The 16,352-nt window shown below is 73.6% G+C and carries 14 protein-coding genes; 6 read left to right on the forward strand and 8 right to left on the reverse strand.

The window, feature by feature from the left end; translation table 11 throughout:
- The first annotated feature begins 60 nt into the window (after nt 1–60).
- The 3 genes from CCO04_RS07740 to CCO04_RS07750 all read left to right on the forward strand — a co-directional run bounded on the left by CCO04_RS07740 (nt 61) and on the right by CCO04_RS07750 (nt 4,126).
- On the forward strand, nt 61–1,473 hold the full coding sequence (locus CCO04_RS07740) for an iron ABC transporter permease (protein WP_308281151.1): 1,413 nt from the start codon (nt 61–63) through the stop codon (nt 1,471–1,473).
- A complete protein-coding gene (locus CCO04_RS07745; protein WP_215813521.1) occupies nt 1,473–2,531 on the forward strand; it encodes an ABC transporter ATP-binding protein in 1,059 nt (352 codons plus the stop codon). Before CCO04_RS07740 ends, CCO04_RS07745 begins: the two co-directional genes overlap by 1 nt.
- Before the next feature lie 134 nt (nt 2,532–2,665).
- Nucleotides 2,666–4,126, forward strand: coding sequence for a hypothetical protein (locus tag CCO04_RS07750; protein WP_215813522.1), 1,461 nt, complete (start codon nt 2,666–2,668; stop codon nt 4,124–4,126).
- A gap of 1 nt (nt 4,127) precedes the next feature.
- Here the strand turns inward: CCO04_RS07750 and CCO04_RS07755 are convergent, their stop codons facing one another.
- Both CCO04_RS07755 and CCO04_RS07760 read right to left on the reverse strand, forming a co-directional pair.
- Complete coding sequence (locus CCO04_RS07755) at nt 4,128–5,270, reverse strand: helix-turn-helix transcriptional regulator (RefSeq protein ID WP_215813523.1); 1,143 nt, start codon at nt 5,268–5,270, stop codon at nt 4,128–4,130.
- Entirely contained in the window at nt 5,270–6,397 is a 1,128-nt protein-coding gene (locus CCO04_RS07760) for a response regulator transcription factor (protein WP_215813524.1), read from the reverse strand. The genes CCO04_RS07755 and CCO04_RS07760 overlap by 1 nt, the downstream gene beginning before the upstream one ends.
- 136 nt (nt 6,398–6,533) lie before the next feature.
- Here CCO04_RS07760 and CCO04_RS07765 point away from each other — a divergent pair, with 136 nt between their 5' ends.
- On the forward strand, nt 6,534–7,904 hold the full coding sequence (locus tag CCO04_RS07765; RefSeq protein WP_215813525.1) for an FAD-binding oxidoreductase: 1,371 nt from the start codon (nt 6,534–6,536) through the stop codon (nt 7,902–7,904).
- 65 nt (nt 7,905–7,969) lie between these two features.
- Here the strand turns inward: CCO04_RS07765 and CCO04_RS07770 are convergent, their stop codons facing one another.
- Genes CCO04_RS07770 through CCO04_RS07790 form a run of 5 tightly spaced genes read right to left on the reverse strand, consistent with a single transcriptional unit; the run spans nt 7,970 to nt 13,175 of the window.
- Nucleotides 7,970–8,734 carry an enoyl-CoA hydratase/isomerase family protein gene (locus tag CCO04_RS07770; RefSeq protein WP_215813526.1) on the reverse strand — a complete coding sequence of 255 codons (765 nt, stop codon included), beginning with the start codon at nt 8,732–8,734 and terminating at the stop codon, nt 7,970–7,972.
- A gap of 9 nt (nt 8,735–8,743) precedes the next feature.
- The gene (locus CCO04_RS07775) at nt 8,744–9,553 is read right to left on the reverse strand and encodes an SDR family NAD(P)-dependent oxidoreductase (protein WP_215813527.1); all 810 of its coding nucleotides are present in this window, start codon (nt 9,551–9,553) and stop codon (nt 8,744–8,746) included.
- Nucleotides 9,550–10,395, reverse strand: a complete 846-nt coding sequence (locus CCO04_RS07780; RefSeq protein WP_151582059.1) for an enoyl-CoA hydratase/isomerase family protein — start codon at nt 10,393–10,395, stop codon at nt 9,550–9,552. Before CCO04_RS07780 ends, CCO04_RS07775 begins: the two co-directional genes overlap by 4 nt.
- A 10-nt stretch (nt 10,396–10,405) precedes the next feature.
- Nucleotides 10,406–11,962, reverse strand: coding sequence for a class I adenylate-forming enzyme family protein (locus CCO04_RS07785; protein ID WP_215813528.1), 1,557 nt, complete (start codon nt 11,960–11,962; stop codon nt 10,406–10,408).
- A 28-nt stretch (nt 11,963–11,990) separates the two neighbouring features.
- Nucleotides 11,991–13,175, reverse strand: a complete 1,185-nt coding sequence (locus CCO04_RS07790) for a thiolase family protein (RefSeq protein ID WP_151582057.1) — start codon at nt 13,173–13,175, stop codon at nt 11,991–11,993.
- A 173-nt stretch (nt 13,176–13,348) separates the two neighbouring features.
- Here CCO04_RS07790 and CCO04_RS07795 point away from each other — a divergent pair, with 173 nt between their 5' ends.
- Nucleotides 13,349–14,482 carry an acyl-CoA dehydrogenase family protein gene (locus tag CCO04_RS07795; RefSeq protein ID WP_215813529.1) on the forward strand — a complete coding sequence of 378 codons (1,134 nt, stop codon included), beginning with the start codon at nt 13,349–13,351 and terminating at the stop codon, nt 14,480–14,482.
- 28 nt (nt 14,483–14,510) lie between these two features.
- Nucleotides 14,511–15,602, forward strand: a complete 1,092-nt coding sequence (locus CCO04_RS07800; RefSeq protein WP_215813530.1) for a CaiB/BaiF CoA-transferase family protein — start codon at nt 14,511–14,513, stop codon at nt 15,600–15,602.
- A gap of 3 nt (nt 15,603–15,605) precedes the next feature.
- Here CCO04_RS07800 and CCO04_RS29685 read toward each other — a convergent pair whose 3' ends face one another.
- A complete protein-coding gene (locus CCO04_RS29685; protein ID WP_161605460.1) occupies nt 15,606–16,214 on the reverse strand; it encodes a TetR/AcrR family transcriptional regulator in 609 nt (202 codons plus the stop codon).
- Nucleotides 16,215–16,352: the final 138 nt, after the last annotated feature.

The raw sequence follows: 16,352 nt of genomic DNA on the forward strand, positions 1-16,352 counted from the left end.
ATCGCGGCGCTCACCCTCGTCCCGCTCGGCTACGTCCTCTGGACGACGGCCGAGCTGGGCGTGGGCGAGGCCACCGACTTCCTGTGGCGACCGCGGATCGGCGAGCTGCTCTGGAACACCGTCCGGCTGCTCGTCCTCGGGGTGCTCGTCAGCACCGCCGTCGGTGTCGCCGGCGCGTGGGTGGTCGAGCGCACCGACGTACCGGGGCGCGGCTGGTGGCACGGCCTGCTGTGCGCGCCGCTCGCCGTACCGGCGTTCGTCAACGGCTACGGCTGGGTCTCCACGACCCACGCCGTGCAGTCGTTCCCGGGCGCGGTGATGGTGGTGTCGCTGTCGTACTTCCCGCTCGTCTACCTGCCGACGGTCGCCGCGCTGCGTCGCCTCGACCCGGCGGTCGAGGAGGTCGCGACGGCGCTCGGCAAGGGACCGTGGGCGGTGTTCTGGCGGGTCACGCTGCCGGCGATCAGCCCGGCGGTGCTGGGCGGAGCGCTGCTCGTCGGCCTTCACCTGCTCGCCGAGTACGGCGCCCTGCAGCTGCTCAACTACCCCACCCTGACCACGGCGATCCTCCAGCAGTACGCCACCGTCTTCAACGGACCCGAGGCGACGCTGCTGGCGCTCGTGCTCGTCACGTTCTGCCTGCTGCTGCTCGGCATCGAGTCGCTCCTGCGCGGACGACGCCAGCGCGCCCGGGTCGGTTCGGGAGCACGCCGCGAGCCCACCCGGATCCGGCTCGGCCGGCGCCGTCCCGTGGTCGTCGGCGGACTCCTCCTGCTCGCCATGTGGGCGCTCGGCGTACCGATCGCCGCTCTGGTGCGGTGGCTGGTGCGCGGCACCTCGTCGGGCATCGACTGGGCCGAGCTGACGGGCGCCGCGTCGAGCACGTTCGTGCTGGCGCTGCTCGGCGGGCTGCTCGCCACCGCGGCCGCCGTACCGGTGGTGTGGCTGGCGGTCCGTCACCGCGGCCTGCTGACCACCGCGATCGAGCGCAGCGTCTACACCGCCAGCGCCATGCCCGGCATCGTGATCGCGCTGGCTCTGGTCACCGTGTCGATCCGCGCGGTGCCGTCGGTCTACCAGACGCTCGCGCTGCTGCTGGTCGGCTACCTCATCCTGTTCCTGCCTCGTGCCGTGGTGAGCGTGCGCTCGACCTTCGAGCTCGTGCCGCCCAACCTCGAGGAGGTCGCGCGCAGCCTGGGCTGCAGCGGCCCCGCGGTCGCCCGGCGCGTCACCCTGCCGCTGGTCCTGCCCGGCCTGAGCGCCGCTGCCGCCCTCGTCGCGCTCGCCGTGGCCACCGAGCTCACCGCGACCCTGCTGCTCGCACCGATCGGCACCGAGACCCTCGCGACGCGGTTCTGGTCCGACGCCTCGTCCGTCGCGTACGGCGCCGCCGCGCCCTACGCCCTGGCGCTGATCGCGCTGTCCGTACCCTCCACCTGGCTGCTGGCCCGGTTGAGCCTGAGGAGCCGCTGATGACGACGGATGCCGCACTCGAGATCCGCGGGCTGGAGGCCGGCTACGGCATGACCCCCGTGCTGCGCGGGGTCGACCTGGTCGTGCCGGGCGGCGTGACCTCGATCCTCGGCTCCTCCGGCTGCGGCAAGACCACGCTGCTCCGCGCGGTCGCCGGCTTCGTGCAGCCCACCGGCGGCACCATCAGCGTGGCCGGCACCGAGGTCGTCGGCGGACGCCGCAGCGTCCCCGCCCGGCAGCGCGGGATCGGCTACGTACCCCAGGAGGGCGCGCTCTTCCCCCACCTGACCGTCGCCCGCAACGTCTCCTTCGGTCTGCCCCGCGACCAGCGCCGCAACGCCACAGCCCTCGTCGCCGAGGCCCTCGAGATGGTGGAGATCGACCCGGCACTCGCCGGCCGCTACCCCCACGAGCTGTCCGGCGGCCAGCAGCAGCGGGTCGCCCTGGCCCGTGCGCTCGCGCCCCGGCCCGCCCTCGTCCTGCTCGACGAGCCGTTCTCCTCGCTCGACGCCTCGCTGCGCGAGGAGACCGGACGCGCCGTCGTCCGCGCCCTGCGCGCCGCCGACGCCGCCGCGGTCCTGGTCACCCACGACCAGGGCGAGGCTCTCTCGCTCGCCGACCAGGTCGCGGTGATGATGGCCGGCCAGTTCCGCCAGGTCGCCGCACCGGCGGCGGTCTACCTCGCCCCCGCCGACCCCGACGTCGCCGCCTTCATCGGCCACGCCTCGCTCCTCGCGGGCGAGGTCGACGCCGACGGGCAGGGCCGCTCGCCGCTGGGCGTCCTCGACCTGCGCACGCCGGTCGCGGCGGGGCCCGCGCGGTTCGCCGTACGGTCGGAGCAGGTGCAGGTCCGCACCGGCACCGGCACCGCTGCCGGGGACGGCGCGACGCCGGGCGAGGTGCTCGACGTCAGCTTCTTCGGGCACGACGCGACCATCCGGGTCCGGCTCGACTCCGGCGAGCAGGTCACCGCGCGCACCCCGGCCGACAGCGTGCCGCGGGCCGGCGACCGGGTCGGGCTCCGGGTCACCGGCGACGTCATCGCCTTCGCGGGCTGAGCTCGCCCGTCACCACCGATCCGCAGAACCGTCATTTTGCGCACGGATCCGCGGCGATCGCTCCACACCGCGGCATCCCGGGTCACGATCTGGGTCGGAGAAGGCCGTGGGGGCCTTGCCCGAAGGGAGATCCGATGCGTCGCGCAGCCTGGACACTCACGACCACGATCATCACGCTGGCAGTCGGACTGCCGCTCCTCGGAACGGTTCCACCCGCCGGCGCCGGTCCCGGCGACCCGGCAGAGCCCACCGCGCTGGTGGCACGGGCCCATCCCGACCGGGTGACCGTACGACGGTCGCCCGCGCCACCCCGGCCCGCCCAGCGGGCCGGTGCGCTGCGCGTCTTCCCCGTGCCCACCAGCAGTGCCGGGCTCGAGCGGATCACCACCGCCCCCGACGGCAGCATGTGGTTCGTCGAGGGCGATCAGAACAAGGTCGGCCGGATCACGACCGCCGGCGCGATCACCGAGTTCACCCTTCCCGCGCAGACCTCCGACGACAGCACGGTCATGGACCTCGAGGTCGACTCCTCCGGGCGGGTGTGGGTGGTGTGGGACTCCGGCTGGAGGATCACCCGCTTCCATCCGAGCAGCCCGTCGGCCGCCTTCACCTGGAACCTCAGCTACCCCTACGGCGAGGAGGTCCGGATGGGACCCGGCGGCGCCGCCTGGGTGACGCTGTCCTTCGACGAGCAAGGCATCCTCAAGATCGTCGGCGACACCGCCACCTGGGACGACAACGCGCCACCGTGCGACGGCGCGCTGGGGCGCGGTCGCGACGACCTGATGTGGTGCCAGGACTTCGACAAGCTCATCCAGGTCAACGCCGGAGGCACCGGCGGCAGGACCTACCCGATGCCCGACGACGCGACCTACCCCTACTCGGTCGCGACCGGACCCCACCAGCGGATCTGGTTCGGCCGCTACGAGCCGGGCAGCTGGGCCAGCTCGCCCTCGTGGGGCAACGTCGGCTGGGTCGGCACCGACAACGCGGTGCACACGATCCGCACCGGCGACCGCACCGCTCCCCGCAGCCTCACCCTGGGTCGCGACGGCAACGTCTGGTTCGCCAGCATCGGCGCCACCGTCGGCATCGGCCACGTCAACGCCGCCGGCCAGGGCGCGATCGCGCGGGTGGGCAACTTCCGGCCCCGGTCGGTGACCTACGGCGCCGACGGAGCGATCTGGTTCACCGACCGCGACGCCAACGCCATCGTGCGGGTCACCCGCGACCAGCTCTGGGTCACCAATGTCGACGTCGGCGACCGCAACCAGCTCCGCCCCCACCCGCAGCCACGCGCCACCGCCGTCAGCACCCGGCTCGACGCCGACAAGCGCCGTCGCAAGGCGCCGTTGACCGTCGCGTGCGCGGGCGGGCTCGTCGCGTGCCGCGGCAGCGTCGTGGTCAAGGCGGGCCGCAAGACCGTCGGAACCGCGCGCTACGCCGTGGCCCCCGGACGTCGTGCGACGGTCCCGATCGCGCTCTCCGCGGCGGCGCGCAAGCTGCTCGGGCGCAAGAAGAGGGTCAAGGTGGTCGTCGTCCTGACCTCCACCGCCGGCCAGCGCACGAGTCGCGCCGCCCGGTTGACCCGGTGACTCAGGCGTACCAACCCGACGGACCGAGCTCCGCACCCATCCGCGGCACGTACTGGTCGAAGAACACCCGCGCGATCAGCTCGCGCCGCGAGCGCACGCCCGCCTTGTCGAAGACCGACTTGAGGTGGTCCTGCACCGTGTACGCCGACAGGTGCAGCGTGCGCCCGATCTCCTGGGTCCCGACGCCCTGGAGCACCAGCTGCGTCACGTCGCGCTCGCGCGCGGTCAGCCCGAACGCGGCGACCACGAGCCCGACGATCTCGGGCGGGCGGGCCTCCTCGATGGTGATCACGACGTCGCCCGCGTGGTCGGCGGTGCCGCTCAGCGGTCCCGCCTGCAGGATCAGCCAGCGGCCGCGGCGGGTCCTTGCCCGGCAGCGCGGCAGCGTGGTCGACTCGCCCCGCGCGTAGCGGCGGGCCGCCCCGACCAGTCCCGACAGCAGCGCCACCGGGATCTCGCCGCTCGGGTCGCGGGCGAGCTCGCGCAGCCGCTGCTCGGCGGTCGGGGTCATCTGGCTGATCCGGTACTCCGCGCCGATGATGACGACCGCCGGCCCCGGGTGCTCGGCCTCCCCGTCCTCGGGGAGCGCGTCGGCCTCCGCGAGCCGGGCCATCAGGCCGACCCGGACGCCCCGCGCGAAGGCCGGCGACAGCGACGCGAGGAACTCGATCTCCGCGGCGTCGAACGGCCGGTCGTCCGCGCCGCGCATCAGGCCCATCCCGCCCCACACGGCGGTGCCCTCGCGGAAGACCAGACGCGCCTCGTCGGCGTGCCCGTAGTGCGCCAGGTGGTACGACGCGATCCGCATCGAGCGCGCGACGTCCCCACCGGTCTGCAGGAACACCCCCGCGGCCGGGCGCTCCGCCGTGGCCAGCTCGGTGAACGACGTCGCCTCCGGGCTGCCGTACTCCAGCAGGCCGAACTCGTCGTCGCGCGGGTCCTGGGTGAGCAGGTGCCCGAACTTGCGGTCACTCGTCAGCAGGAGGGTCCGCGGGTCGTGAGTGCCGACGCAGGCGCTGACCCAGGGCACCGCGCGGCGCAGCGAGGCCACGGCCTCGACGAGGAAGGAGTCCAGGTCCAGGCCGGCCTGGGCGACGACGTCGACGTCGCTGCGGACCCGGTCCCGCAGGAGCGCCGACGACATCACGCGTACCAGCCGGACGGGGCGAGCTCGCCCCCCATGCGCGGCACGTACTGGTCGAAGTAGATCCGGGCGATCAGCTCGCGGCGCGAGCGCACGCCCGCCTTGTCGAAGACCGACTTGAGGTGGTCCTGCACCGTGTACGCCGACAGGTGCAGCCGGCTCGCCATCTCCTTGGTGTCGACGCCCTGCAGCACGAGCTGGGTCACGTCGCGCTCGCGGACGGTGAGGCCGAAGGCGGCGACCACGAGCGCCACGATCTCCGGCGGCCGGGCCTCCTCGATGGTGATCACGACGTCACCGTCGCGCTCGCGGAAGCTGCTCAGCGGCCCGGCCTGCAGCACCAGCCACATGCCGCTGACCGTCCGCAGCCGGCAGCGCGGCGGGACGGCGGTCTCGCCCCGCCCGTAGCGCCGGGCTGCGCCGATGAGCGCGGCGACGGGCGAGATCGGGTCGCAGTGGCCGGTCGCGTGGACGAGCTCACCGAGCCAGGCCTCGGCCGCCGGGGTCATCTGGGTGACCTGGTCGTCGCGGCCGACGATGATCACGGCCGGGCCGCCGCCGTCGACGGGCGGCAGGAGGTCCGCGGACCGGGAGAGCAGCCCGGTCTTCACCCCGCGCGCGAAGGGCACCGCGAGCGAGGCCAGGAAGTCGACCTCGGCCCGGTCGAACGGCGCATCGTCGGTACCGCGGAAGACCGCCAGCGCGCCCCACAGGTCGCTGCCGTCGCGGAAGGCCAGCCGGGCCTCGTCACCGAAGCCGAAGTGCGGCTTCATGAACTGCGCCATGCGCGCCGACCGCTCGACCTCGCCACCGGTCACCAGGTGCACCCCGGCCGCGTCGGTGCCGGTCCGGGCGAGCTCGGTGAACGCGGTCTCCTCGACCATGCCGTACTCGATGAGCGCGAACTCGTGGTCGTGCGCGTCGCTGCCCTGCATGTCGCCGTACTTGCGGGCACTGGTGAGCATGTGGGTGCTGGGGTCGTGGGTGCCGACGCAGGCGCTGACCCAGGGGACGGCACGGCGCACGGATGCCATCGCCTCCTCGAGGAAGGTCTCCAGCTCGAGCCCGGCGCGCGCGACCACGTCGACGTCCTGGCGCACCCGCTCGGCGGTCAGTGCTGAGGCCATGCGAGCAGTGTGGACCAACCGCTCCTGGGCGCGTATCCCACATTTCTGGGTGGTCTGGACCACCCACTCGGAGGGGTCCAGAAGTACCCCCGCGAGCGGGATGGTCCGCGGCCGGCGTGCGCCCGAGGGTTGCCCCATGACCACCACTCCTGACCGCACCCTCCTCGCCCGGCTCACCACGAGCTGCGAGATCCACCTCCCCGGAGATCCGGGGTACGACGCCGCCCGCGTCCCCTGGAACACCGCCGTCGACCAGCGCCCCGCCGCCGTCGCGATCCCACGCTCCGTCGCCGAGGTCCAGGACGTCGTCCGGGCCGCGGCCGCCACCGGCCTGCGGGTCGCGCCGCAGAGCACCGGCCACGGCGCGGCCGCGCTCGGTGAAGGCTCGCTCGCGGACGTCGTCCTGCTGCGGCTCTCCGGGCTCACCGGCGTCACCGTCGACCTCGGCGCCGGGACCGCGCGGGTCCTCGGCGGGACGCTGTGGCGCGACGTCGTCGGCGCGGCGGCGCAGCACGGCCGGGCAGTGCTCCACGGCTCGGCGCCCGACGTCGCCGTCGCCGGCTTCGTCCTCGGCGGCGGGCTGTCCTTCTACGGCCGACGCCACGGGCTGGCCGCCAACTCGGTGACCGCGATCGAGGTCGTCACCGCCGACGGCACGCTGGTGCGCGCCACGGCCGAGCAGGACCGTGACCTGCTCTGGGCGCTGCGCGGCGGTGGCGGCAACCTCGGCGTGGTCGTCGCGATCGAGATCGGCCTGCTCCCCTATGCCGACGTCTTCGCCGGCATGCTGCTCTGGGACCGCGAGCGGGCCGGCGACGTCGTCCCCGCCTGGGTGGAGTGGACCCGCACGGCACCGGAGAGCGCGACCACGTCGCTGCGGGTGATGAGCTTCCCGCCGATCCCCGAGCTGCCGCCGTTCCTGTCCGGGCGCGACATCGTCGTCATCGACGGCGCCGTGCTGGAGTCCGACGAGACCGCGGCCGAGCTGCTCGCGCCCCTCCGCGCGCTGGAGCCCGAGCTCGACACCTTCGGCCGGATCCCCGCGACCGCCGTGCTGGACATGCACATGGACCCACCCGGGCCCTCACCCGCGGTCGCCGACCACGCCGTGCTCGGGCCGCTCGACGCCGCCGGTGTCGCGGCCTTCCTGGCACAGGTCGGCCCCGGGACGACGTCCGGCCTCACGTTCGCCGAGCTGCGCCAGCTCGGCGGCGCCTTCGCCCGGCCCGACGCCGCCGGTGGCGCGCTGTCGCACGTGCCCGGCTCGTACGCGCTCTTCTGCGTGGCGATGGCCCCGACGCCGCAGGCCGCCGTGGCCGGCCGCGCCGCCGCGTTCTCGGTGGTCCGCGCCCTGTCGGCGTGGTCGCAGACCGGCCTGGTCCCGACCTTCACCGAGACCCGGGTCGACACCAGCCGCTTCTACGACGGCGACGACTGGTCGGCGCTGTGCCGGGTGCGCGACGCGGTCGACCCGGGGCGGTTGTTCGTCGCCAACCACGGGCTCTGAGGCGCGGGTGGGCCTGGGCCGTGGGGGCCCAGGCCCACCCGAGGTCGATCGCAGGAGGCCGCTGCTCAGTCGCCGCGCTCAACGAACTCCCGGACACGCCGCACGTAGTCCGGCGAGGTCATCGCAGCGACGAGTCCCCGCCGCTCGGCCGCGAGGGCCCGGCTGAGCTCCGCCGGCTCGGGCCGCTCGCGGACGACCGCCTTGGTCGAGCGGAGCGCGAGCGGGTCGACCCGCAGGAGCCGCTCGACCTCGGCGGCCACACCGTCGTCGAAGCCGGCGGCCGGCAGCACGTCATCGACCAGCCCGGCGGCGAGAGCGGCCCGGGCGTCCAGTCGTGAGCGCCGCAGGAGCAGCTGGAGCGCAGCCGACGAGCCCAGGCGGCGCCGCAGCGAGAGCGACCCACCGAGATCGGGCGGGACGCCGAGCCGGGCATAGGCCGGGTGGAAGGTGCTGCGGTCGCTGCACAGCACCACGTCGGCCGCAGCCGCGAGCGAGAGCCCGGCACCGGCGGCGACACCGTCGACGACCGCGACGGACACCTGGGGCATCGTGAGGAGCGTGGTGACGAGCACGTCGCTGCGGTCGAGGAAGTCCTCGGCCGCCGCAGCGAGGTCGTCCACGCGCGTCGCCACGTAGCCGAGGTCACCGCCCGCGCAGAAGCCCGGCGCGCCACCCCGCAGCACCACCACGTCGAGGTCAGCGCGCGCGGCGATCGCGACGAAGATGTCGGCAAGCCGGCTCACGGTCTCGAGGTCGAGCGCGTTGAGCGTGCCCGGACGGTGGAACGTGACCTCGGCGCAGCGCCCGGTCTCGACGACGTCGACACTCATCGCCGCACCTCAGAACGAGACCGAGTACCCGCCGTTGACGGGATAGGTCTGGCCGGTGATCCAGCTCGAGGCGTCGGACGCGAGGAACAGGATCATGTTGGCAGCGTCGGCCGGCTCGCCCAGACGACGGATGAGGTACTGGCGCAGCATCGCCTCGACGGCCTTGGGGTCGGCGATCATCGCCTCGACGCCGGGCGTGCGCACGCTTCCCAGCGACACCGCGTTGACCCGGACGCCGAGGCGTCCGGTGCCCTTGGCGAGGGCGCGGCTGAAGCCCGCCACCCCGGCCTTGGCGGCGGAGTACACCGGCATGTGGGGCTCCCCGACCCGGCCGGCGTCGGAGATGACGTTGACGACGCTGCCGGTACCGGTGGCGAGCAGCGCGGGAAGCGCGGCCCGGGTGACGTTGAGCGTCCCGAACAGGTTGGTGCCCAGCCAGGCCTGCCAGTCGTCCGGCGTCGTGTCCCAGAACGGGTCGAAGCTCGCGTCGGCACCGCGCGGCCCGGCGTTGCCCGCGTTGTTGACGACGACGTGCAGCGCCCCCAGCTCGGCCACCGCCGCCTCCACCTGCTCCGTCACCGCGGCGAAGTCGGTGATGTCGGTGGCCATGACCAGGGCCCGTGCGCCCAGCGCCTCGACCTCGGCAGCGACGGCACGCGCCCGGCCCTCGTCGTAGTCGTTGACCACGACGGCGTCGGCGCCGTGCCGGGCGAAGGTGAGGGCGACCTCGCGCCCGACACCCTGACCGGCACCGGTGACGAGAGCCGTCCGTCCCGCGAGCGAGAGAAGCGCCTCGGGCGCGGTGGTGACGGTGCTCATGCGGGGGACCTTTCGTCGTCCGGGGAGGGGGAGGTGCCGAAGCGAGGGGTCCGCCCCTCGTTGAAGGCGGCAAGGCCTTCGGCACGGTCGGCGGAGCGCGCGTAGGCGACCGCGACGTCGAGCTCGGTGCGGATCTGCTGGTCCAGCGGCGCGAACGAGGGAGCGAGCTGCTCCTTCATCCGCTGCAGGCCCAGCGGGCTGCCGGCCGCGATGGCCTCCACCATCCGGTCGACGGCGCCGACCAGGTCGCCGTCGTCGGCCAGGACGTCGGCGAGGCCGCGCCGCTCCGCCTCCCGGCCGTCGACCAGGGCGCCGGTGAGCATCAGGTACTTGGCGAAGCCGTGACCGACGCGCAGCGGCAGCCGCGCGGTGGCGCCGCCGGCGGGGAACTGCCCGAACTTCGCATGTCCGTCGCCGAAGCGAGCCGCCGGGGTCGCGACGACCAGGTCGCAGGCCAGGGCCAGCTCGAGACCGCCGGCGAGCACGTACCCGTCGACGGCGGCGATGGTCGGCACCCGGCACCCGGCGAGCCGGGCGAAGGCCTCGCCTGCCGTCGTCAGGTAGCCGCGGAAGGCGTCGGCGCCGGCCGGGCCGTCGCCGACGTCCGGGACCGACGTGAGGTCGGCGCCAGCGCTGAAGGCCCGGCCGGAGCCGGTCAGCACCAGGGCGCGCAGCCCGAGGTCGGACTCCGCGAGGGTGACGGCGTCCTCGACCCCGGCCAGCAGCGCGGGGGTGAGGCTGTTCATCGCGGTGGGACGCTCGAACCTCACCCACAACGCCGCACCCCGGCGGTGGAAGGAGAGCTCGTCGGTCGGCGCCGGGAGGCGCTCCCCGTCGAGCACGGAAGCAGTCTCAGATGTCACGGTCGTGGCCCTTCCAGTACGGCTCGCGGATCTCCCGCTTCAGCACCTTGCCGGTGGCGTTGCGGGGAAGGCTGGCGAGGAACGAGATGGTCTTCGGTGTCTTGACGCCGCCGAGCAGCGGGCGGCAGTACGCGACGAGGTCGGCCTCGGTCGCCGTCGCGCCGTCCTTGAGCTCGACGGCCGCATGCACGGCCTCACCCCACTTGTCGTCGGGGATGCCGACCACCGCGGCGTTGCGCACGTCGGGATGCCCCAGCAGCACGCGCTCGATCTCGCCGGGGAACACGTTGAGCCCGCCGGTGATGATCATGTCCTTCTTGCGGTCGACCACGAAGAGGTAGCCGTCCTCGTCGAGATAGCCGACGTCACCGGTGTGGTGCCACCCGAACGCCTGCGCCTCCGCGGTCGCCTCCGGCTGATCGAGGTAGCCGGTCATCACGATCTCTCCGCGGACGACGATCTCGCCGCGCTCGCCCGTCGGCAGGAGCGTGCCGTCGTCGTCCATGATGGCCACGGTCGAGCTCGGGCCCACCCGGCCGGCACTCGCCAGCCGGTGGACCAGGCTCGGGTCGGCGAGGGCCTCCGCGTGGTCGGCAGTGGTGAGGACCGACGCGATCATGAGGGCCTCGCTCTGCCCGTAGCCCTGGAACATCACCGGTCCGAAGGCCTCCCAGGCCTCGCGCACCTTGTCGGCCGACATCGGCGCGGCCCCGTAGAGGAGCGAGCGCAGCGACGAGTAGTCGTGGTCGCCGATCTCGGGATGCGACAGCATCAGGTAGATCAGAGTCGGAGGCAGGAACACGGTGGTGATCCGGTGCTGCTCGATGGCGCGCAGGATGGCGCCGGGATCAGCCTGGTCCATCAGCACGTGGGTGCCGCCGTGGCGGTTGAGGGCGGCCGCGTAGATGCCGGCGGCGTGGGTGATCGGGGCGACCACGAGGTGCCGGGGCGGCTCGGGGTAGTCGAAGAGCAGGTCGAAGTCGCGCAGCATCGCGACGAAGGCACGATGCGGGACGACGATGCCCTTCGGCTTGCCGGTCGTGCCGCTCGTGAGCAGGATCGCCGCGGCGTCCTCGGGACCGCGCTCCGGGAAGCTCGACGCCACCTCGTCGGGAAGCCAGTCCTCCAGCGAGGGGGACGACGTGCCGGTCCCGTCGAGGAGGACGACGCCGAGGACACCGGTGTCCGCGCCTGCCGGGTCGACCAGGTCGGCCTCGAGCGAGGTGTGGGAGAAGACGCCGGCCACCGGGATGTCGCTCAACGTCTCGCGGACGGCGTTCGTGCCCATCCGGTAGTTCAGCGGCACCCACACGCACCCGGCCCGGACGATCCCGTAGTTCACCGCGAGGCCGTAGACGTGGTTGGGGCTCAAGATCGCGATCCGCGAGCCGGGCTCGACGCCGGCCGCGAGGATGCCGGTGGCGACCCGGTCCGCGAGCCTCGCCATCTCGGCGTACGTCCACTCGCGGCCGTCGGGGTCGATCGCGAAGACGCGGTCCGGGAACTGGGCCGCTCCTTCGTAGAAGCTGTCGACGAACTGCTGCATGTCAGCCTTTCCTTTGTCTGGGGGGAGATCAGCTCGAGAGAACGGTGACGACGGCGACCGCGGCGTCGTTCCCGAGCCAGCCGCCGCCGTTCTCCGCCAGCGCCACCCGGGCGCCGTCACGCTGCCGGTCGCCGGCTCGGCCGCGCAGCTGGTCGACCAGCTCGACGACCTGGGCGCAGCCGGTGGCACCGATCGGATGCCCCCGGGAGAGGAGACCGCCGCTCGGGTTGACCGGCACCCGGCCGCCGAGCGCGGTGGCACCGGAGCGGAGCAGCGCGGCTGCCTCGCCGGCGCCGCAGAGCCCGAGGTCCTCGTAGAGCCCGAGCTCGGCCGACGCCGTCGCGTCGTGCACCTCGACGACGTCCAGGTCGTCCGGTCCGATCCCCGCGCTCTCGTAGGCCGCGCCGGCGGCGCGCGCGGCCGCGACCGGTCCCGGCGTCTCGCCGAGGCCCGAGGTCAGCTCGACCGCCCTGATCCGCACCGGAGCGGCGACACCGTGTCGCCGCGCGGCAGCCGGGGACATCACCACGATCGCAGCCGCGCCGTCGCCCATCGGCGAGCACATCGGCAGGGTGAGCGGGTCGGCGATGAGGCGCGCGGCCAGCACCTCGTCGGTGGTGGTCGTCGCCCGGAACTGGGCACGGGGGTTGAGGGCACCGGCCTGCCGGCTCTTGACGACCACCTCGGCGAGGTCGGCCGCGGTGAGCCCGTGCTCGGCCATCCGGCGGCGCGCGGCGTCGGCGTAGATGTCCATGAAGAGACTGCGATCGGGCCGGCCGCCGAGCCGCTCGACCATGCCCTCGAGATCCTCCACCGCCGTGCCGGCGTTGAGAGCGGCAAGCATGGCGCTCTTGTCGGGGTGCGACATCTTCTCGGCGCCGATCGCGACCGCGACGTCGCTCGCGCCCGAGGCGACCTCGAGCCAGGCCGTCCGGAAGGCGGTCGAGCCGGACGCGCAGGCGTTCTCGACGTTCGCGATCGGGCTGCCGAGCAGCCCGGAGTCCCGCAGCGCGACCTCGCCGCGGATCGAGTGCTGGCCGCCCATCACGCCCGCGGTCGAGTTCGCATAGGCGACGAACCCGACCTGCTCCACCCCGCAGCCGGCGTCCGCGAGTGCCGCGTCCAGCGCTGTCCGCGCCAGGTCCGCGGTGGAGGTGCCCGGGAACCAACCGAACGACGTCATGCCGACGCCGGCGACGACCACGTTCTCCACGTCTGACCCACCAATCTGTTCTTCTGACTTTGTAGTCAGACCACCGTAGATCCCCGCGACGGCGGGCGTCAAGGCCGTGCGCCGCCCTCTCAGCCCCCTTGCTGAGCCTGATCGTCGGGCCTAGTCTGACTTCATCGTCATTTTATGGACTCGAAAGTCATAGGAGGTACGCCGTGCTTCTCCCCCCGTGGGACGACGAGCAGCAGGCGCTCGTCACGTCCTTCTCCCGGTTCTGCCGGGAGCGTCTCGCCGCCGGGCTCCCGGACGCCGCCCGAGCCGATCCGGCGGCCGTGCGCCCCCTGCTGAAGGCACTGCTCCCGTTCGGCCTCGGCAACGGCCGGGTCCCCGCCACGTCCGGCGGGCTCGGGCTCGACGCGGTGACGGCTGGCCTGCTGCTGGAAGCCGGTGTCGAGCACGCGTACGACGTCGTGACGCCCGCCTTCATCAACGAGACGGTCGCCGTGATCCTCGCCCGCCACGGCCAGGGCGCGGTGCGAGAGCGCTACCTCGCTCCCCTGCTGGCCGCGGAGCGCATCGGCTGCACGGCCAACACCGAGCCGTCGGGCGGCTCGGACGTCGGGCAGACCGCGACGCGCGCGACCCCGACGGCGACCGGGTTCCGGCTGCGCGGCACCAAGGTCTGGATCACGAACGGCCACCTCGCCGACTTCGCCGTCGTGCTGGCCCGCAGCGACGAGTCCGGGGCGCTCGACCTCTATGTGGTCGACCGCGAGGCGCACGGCTACCTCGTCGACCCGCTCGTCACGAACGGCGAGACCACGACCGCGCAGCTCACCTTCGACGTCGAGGTCCCCCGCGACCACCGGCTCGCGACCGACGGCGGCGGGCTCGGTGCCATGCTCAGCATCTTCCAGGAGGCCCGGGCCCTGGTCGCGATCACGGCGATCGGGCTCGCCCAGGCCGCCCAGGCCAGCGCCCTGGCCTACACCGAGCAACGGGTGCTGTTCGGCGCACCGCTGACCGCGAAGCAGCTGGTGCAGGCCAAGCTGGCCGACAGCGACACCGAGATCGCGGCCGCACGCGGGCTCGCGTTCCACGCGCTCGCGCTCAAGGACCACGGGCGGCCCTTCGACCTGGCCTCCGCGCGCGCCAAGCTCTTCGCCACGGAGATGGCCCAGCGTGTCGTCGACCGCAGCCAGCAGCTGCTCGGCGGCTACGGCACGACGCCCGACCACCCCGTCGAGCGCTTGGCCCGCCTGGTCGCGATGTCCCGGATCTACGAAGGCCCCTCCGACGTCCAGCGCCTCATCATCGGCCGCGCCCTGACCGGGCGCGCGGCCTTCTGATCAACCCTCGACCGAGACTGGAGCAATCGTGTCCCTCCCCCTGGACGGCCTGCGGGTCGTCACCGCCGCCGAGCAGTACCCCGGCCCCTACGCGACGATGGTCCTGGCCGACCTCGGCGCCGACGTCGTGATCGTCGAGCGCCCCGGCACGGGTGACCCCACCCGCGCCTTCCCGGCGTTCCACGCCGCGCTGAACCGCGGCAAGCGATCGGTCGCGCTCGACCTCAAGACCGACGAGGGGCGGCGCGGCCTGGGTCACCTGCTGAGCACCGCGGACCTCTTCCTCGAGGGCTTCCGCCCCGGCACGATGGCGCGGCTCGGCTTCGGCCCCGAACAGGTCCGCGCCATCAACCCGGCCACCGTCTACGTGTCGATCAGCGGGTTCGGGCAGAGTGGACCGCACCGGCTCCGGCCGGCGCACGACATCTCGTACCAGGCCGCGGCGGGCCTGCTCGCCGACGCGGGCACGGAGCCGCCGGCGAGCGACCTGGCCCTCGGCGACCTGTCGTCGGCGATGTTCGCGCTCGTCGGCGCGCTCGCCGCACTGCGCCAGCGCGACCGCACCGGCACCGCGGCGCACGTGGACGTGTCCATGACCGACGGTCTCGTCTCCTGGCTGACGGCGCAGCTGGTCCCCGCCGCCAACGGGCACCCCGCACCGGCGCTGGGCTCCGCCGAGCCGGCGTACGGCCTCTTCCGCTGTGCCGACGGACGGCGCCTGAGCCTGTCGGTCGCCTACGAGGACTGGTTCTGGACGCCGCTGTGCGACGTCCTCGGCCTCGGCGACGTCCGCGACCTGGCGCGGCCGGAGCGGCTGGCTCGGCGCGACGAGCTGGAGCAGCGGATCCGCGAGACCCTGCTCACGAGGCCACGGGACGCCTGGGGCGCGGCCCTCGACGCTGCCGACGTCGCCTGGGCGCCGGTCCTCGACCTGGGCGAGGTCCTCGAGGACGAGCACTTCCGAGCCCGTCGGCTCTTCACCGAGGCGCCCTACCGAGACGGCTCCGACTTCCGGTACGTCGCCCAGCCGCTGGTCTTCGACGGTGACCGTCCCGGACCGGCCGCCGGGGTGCCCGAGGTCGGCGAGGCCAACGCCGACCTGCTGCCGCCGCTCCCCTGAGGCTCAGGCCGCCGTCAGCCCATCGAGCAGCATCGCGGACATCGCCGCGGCGAGCTCGGTGGGCGCGGCGTGCTTGTCGGCGTCGTACCACCGGGGGATCCAGTTGATCGCTCCCATCACCGTGCGGACGACGAGCAGTGGGTCGAGCCCCGGCTTGAGGGAACCGTCCTCGATACCGCGCTCGACCATCGCCGAGATCCGCTGCTCGAACCCGCGGCGGCGCTCGACGGCCACCTTGCGGTCCTCAGGGCGCAGCGCGTCGACCTCGAGCAGGGCGGCGCAGGCGCCGAGGTTCTCGGCGATCCGCTCCAGGTAGAAGGAGATCGCCGAGCGCAGCTGCGCGGCCCCGTCGGCTGCGGCGGCCGCGTGGGCCATTGCCTCGTCGCCGATCTCGAGAGCCTCCTTGTGGCACTCGAAGAGGATCTCCTGCTTGTCCCGCACGTAGTTGTAGAGCGTGCCCTTGGAGATGTTGAGCGAGCGGGCGACGTCGTCGAGCGACGTGTTGTGGTAGCCCTTGCGCCCGAAGGCGCGCGAGGCCTCCTTGAGGACCGCCTGCCGCTTGATCTCGCGGATCTGGTCGCTCGTCCTGCGATCGTTCTCCCAGCGGGCCACGCCCGAGACCTCCTCGTCGGCTCTGTCGTCCGCCCCATTGTGCCGAGGCCGACTCCGCCGGGCAACACGCTGACTTCGTCGCCAGTTGACTGACTCCGGAATGCCGGATCCCCGGGGTGACCGAGCACCCCGGGGACG

The organism is Pimelobacter sp. 30-1 (assembly GCF_018831735.1).
In the GTDB taxonomy this organism is placed as follows: Bacteria; Actinomycetota; Actinomycetes; order Propionibacteriales; family Nocardioidaceae; genus Nocardioides.

What these genes read in the sequence shown, in the direction of transcription:
- CCO04_RS07745 (WP_215813521.1), top strand. Translation starts at nt 1,473, where the DNA reads ATGACGACGGATGCCGCACTCGAGATCCGCGGGCTGGAGGCCGGCTAC.
- CCO04_RS07750 (WP_215813522.1), top strand. Translation starts at nt 2,666, where the DNA reads ATGCGTCGCGCAGCCTGGACACTCACGACCACGATCATCACGCTGGCA.
- CCO04_RS07755 (WP_215813523.1), bottom strand. Translation starts at nt 5,270, where the DNA reads ATGTCGTCGGCGCTCCTGCGGGACCGGGTCCGCAGCGACGTCGACGTC.
- CCO04_RS07760 (WP_215813524.1), bottom strand. Translation starts at nt 6,397, where the DNA reads ATGGCCTCAGCACTGACCGCCGAGCGGGTGCGCCAGGACGTCGACGTG.
- CCO04_RS07765 (WP_215813525.1), top strand. Translation starts at nt 6,534, where the DNA reads ATGACCACCACTCCTGACCGCACCCTCCTCGCCCGGCTCACCACGAGC.
- CCO04_RS07770 (WP_215813526.1), bottom strand. Translation starts at nt 8,734, where the DNA reads ATGAGTGTCGACGTCGTCGAGACCGGGCGCTGCGCCGAGGTCACGTTC.
- CCO04_RS07775 (WP_215813527.1), bottom strand. Translation starts at nt 9,553, where the DNA reads ATGAGCACCGTCACCACCGCGCCCGAGGCGCTTCTCTCGCTCGCGGGA.
- CCO04_RS07785 (WP_215813528.1), bottom strand. Translation starts at nt 11,962, where the DNA reads ATGCAGCAGTTCGTCGACAGCTTCTACGAAGGAGCGGCCCAGTTCCCG.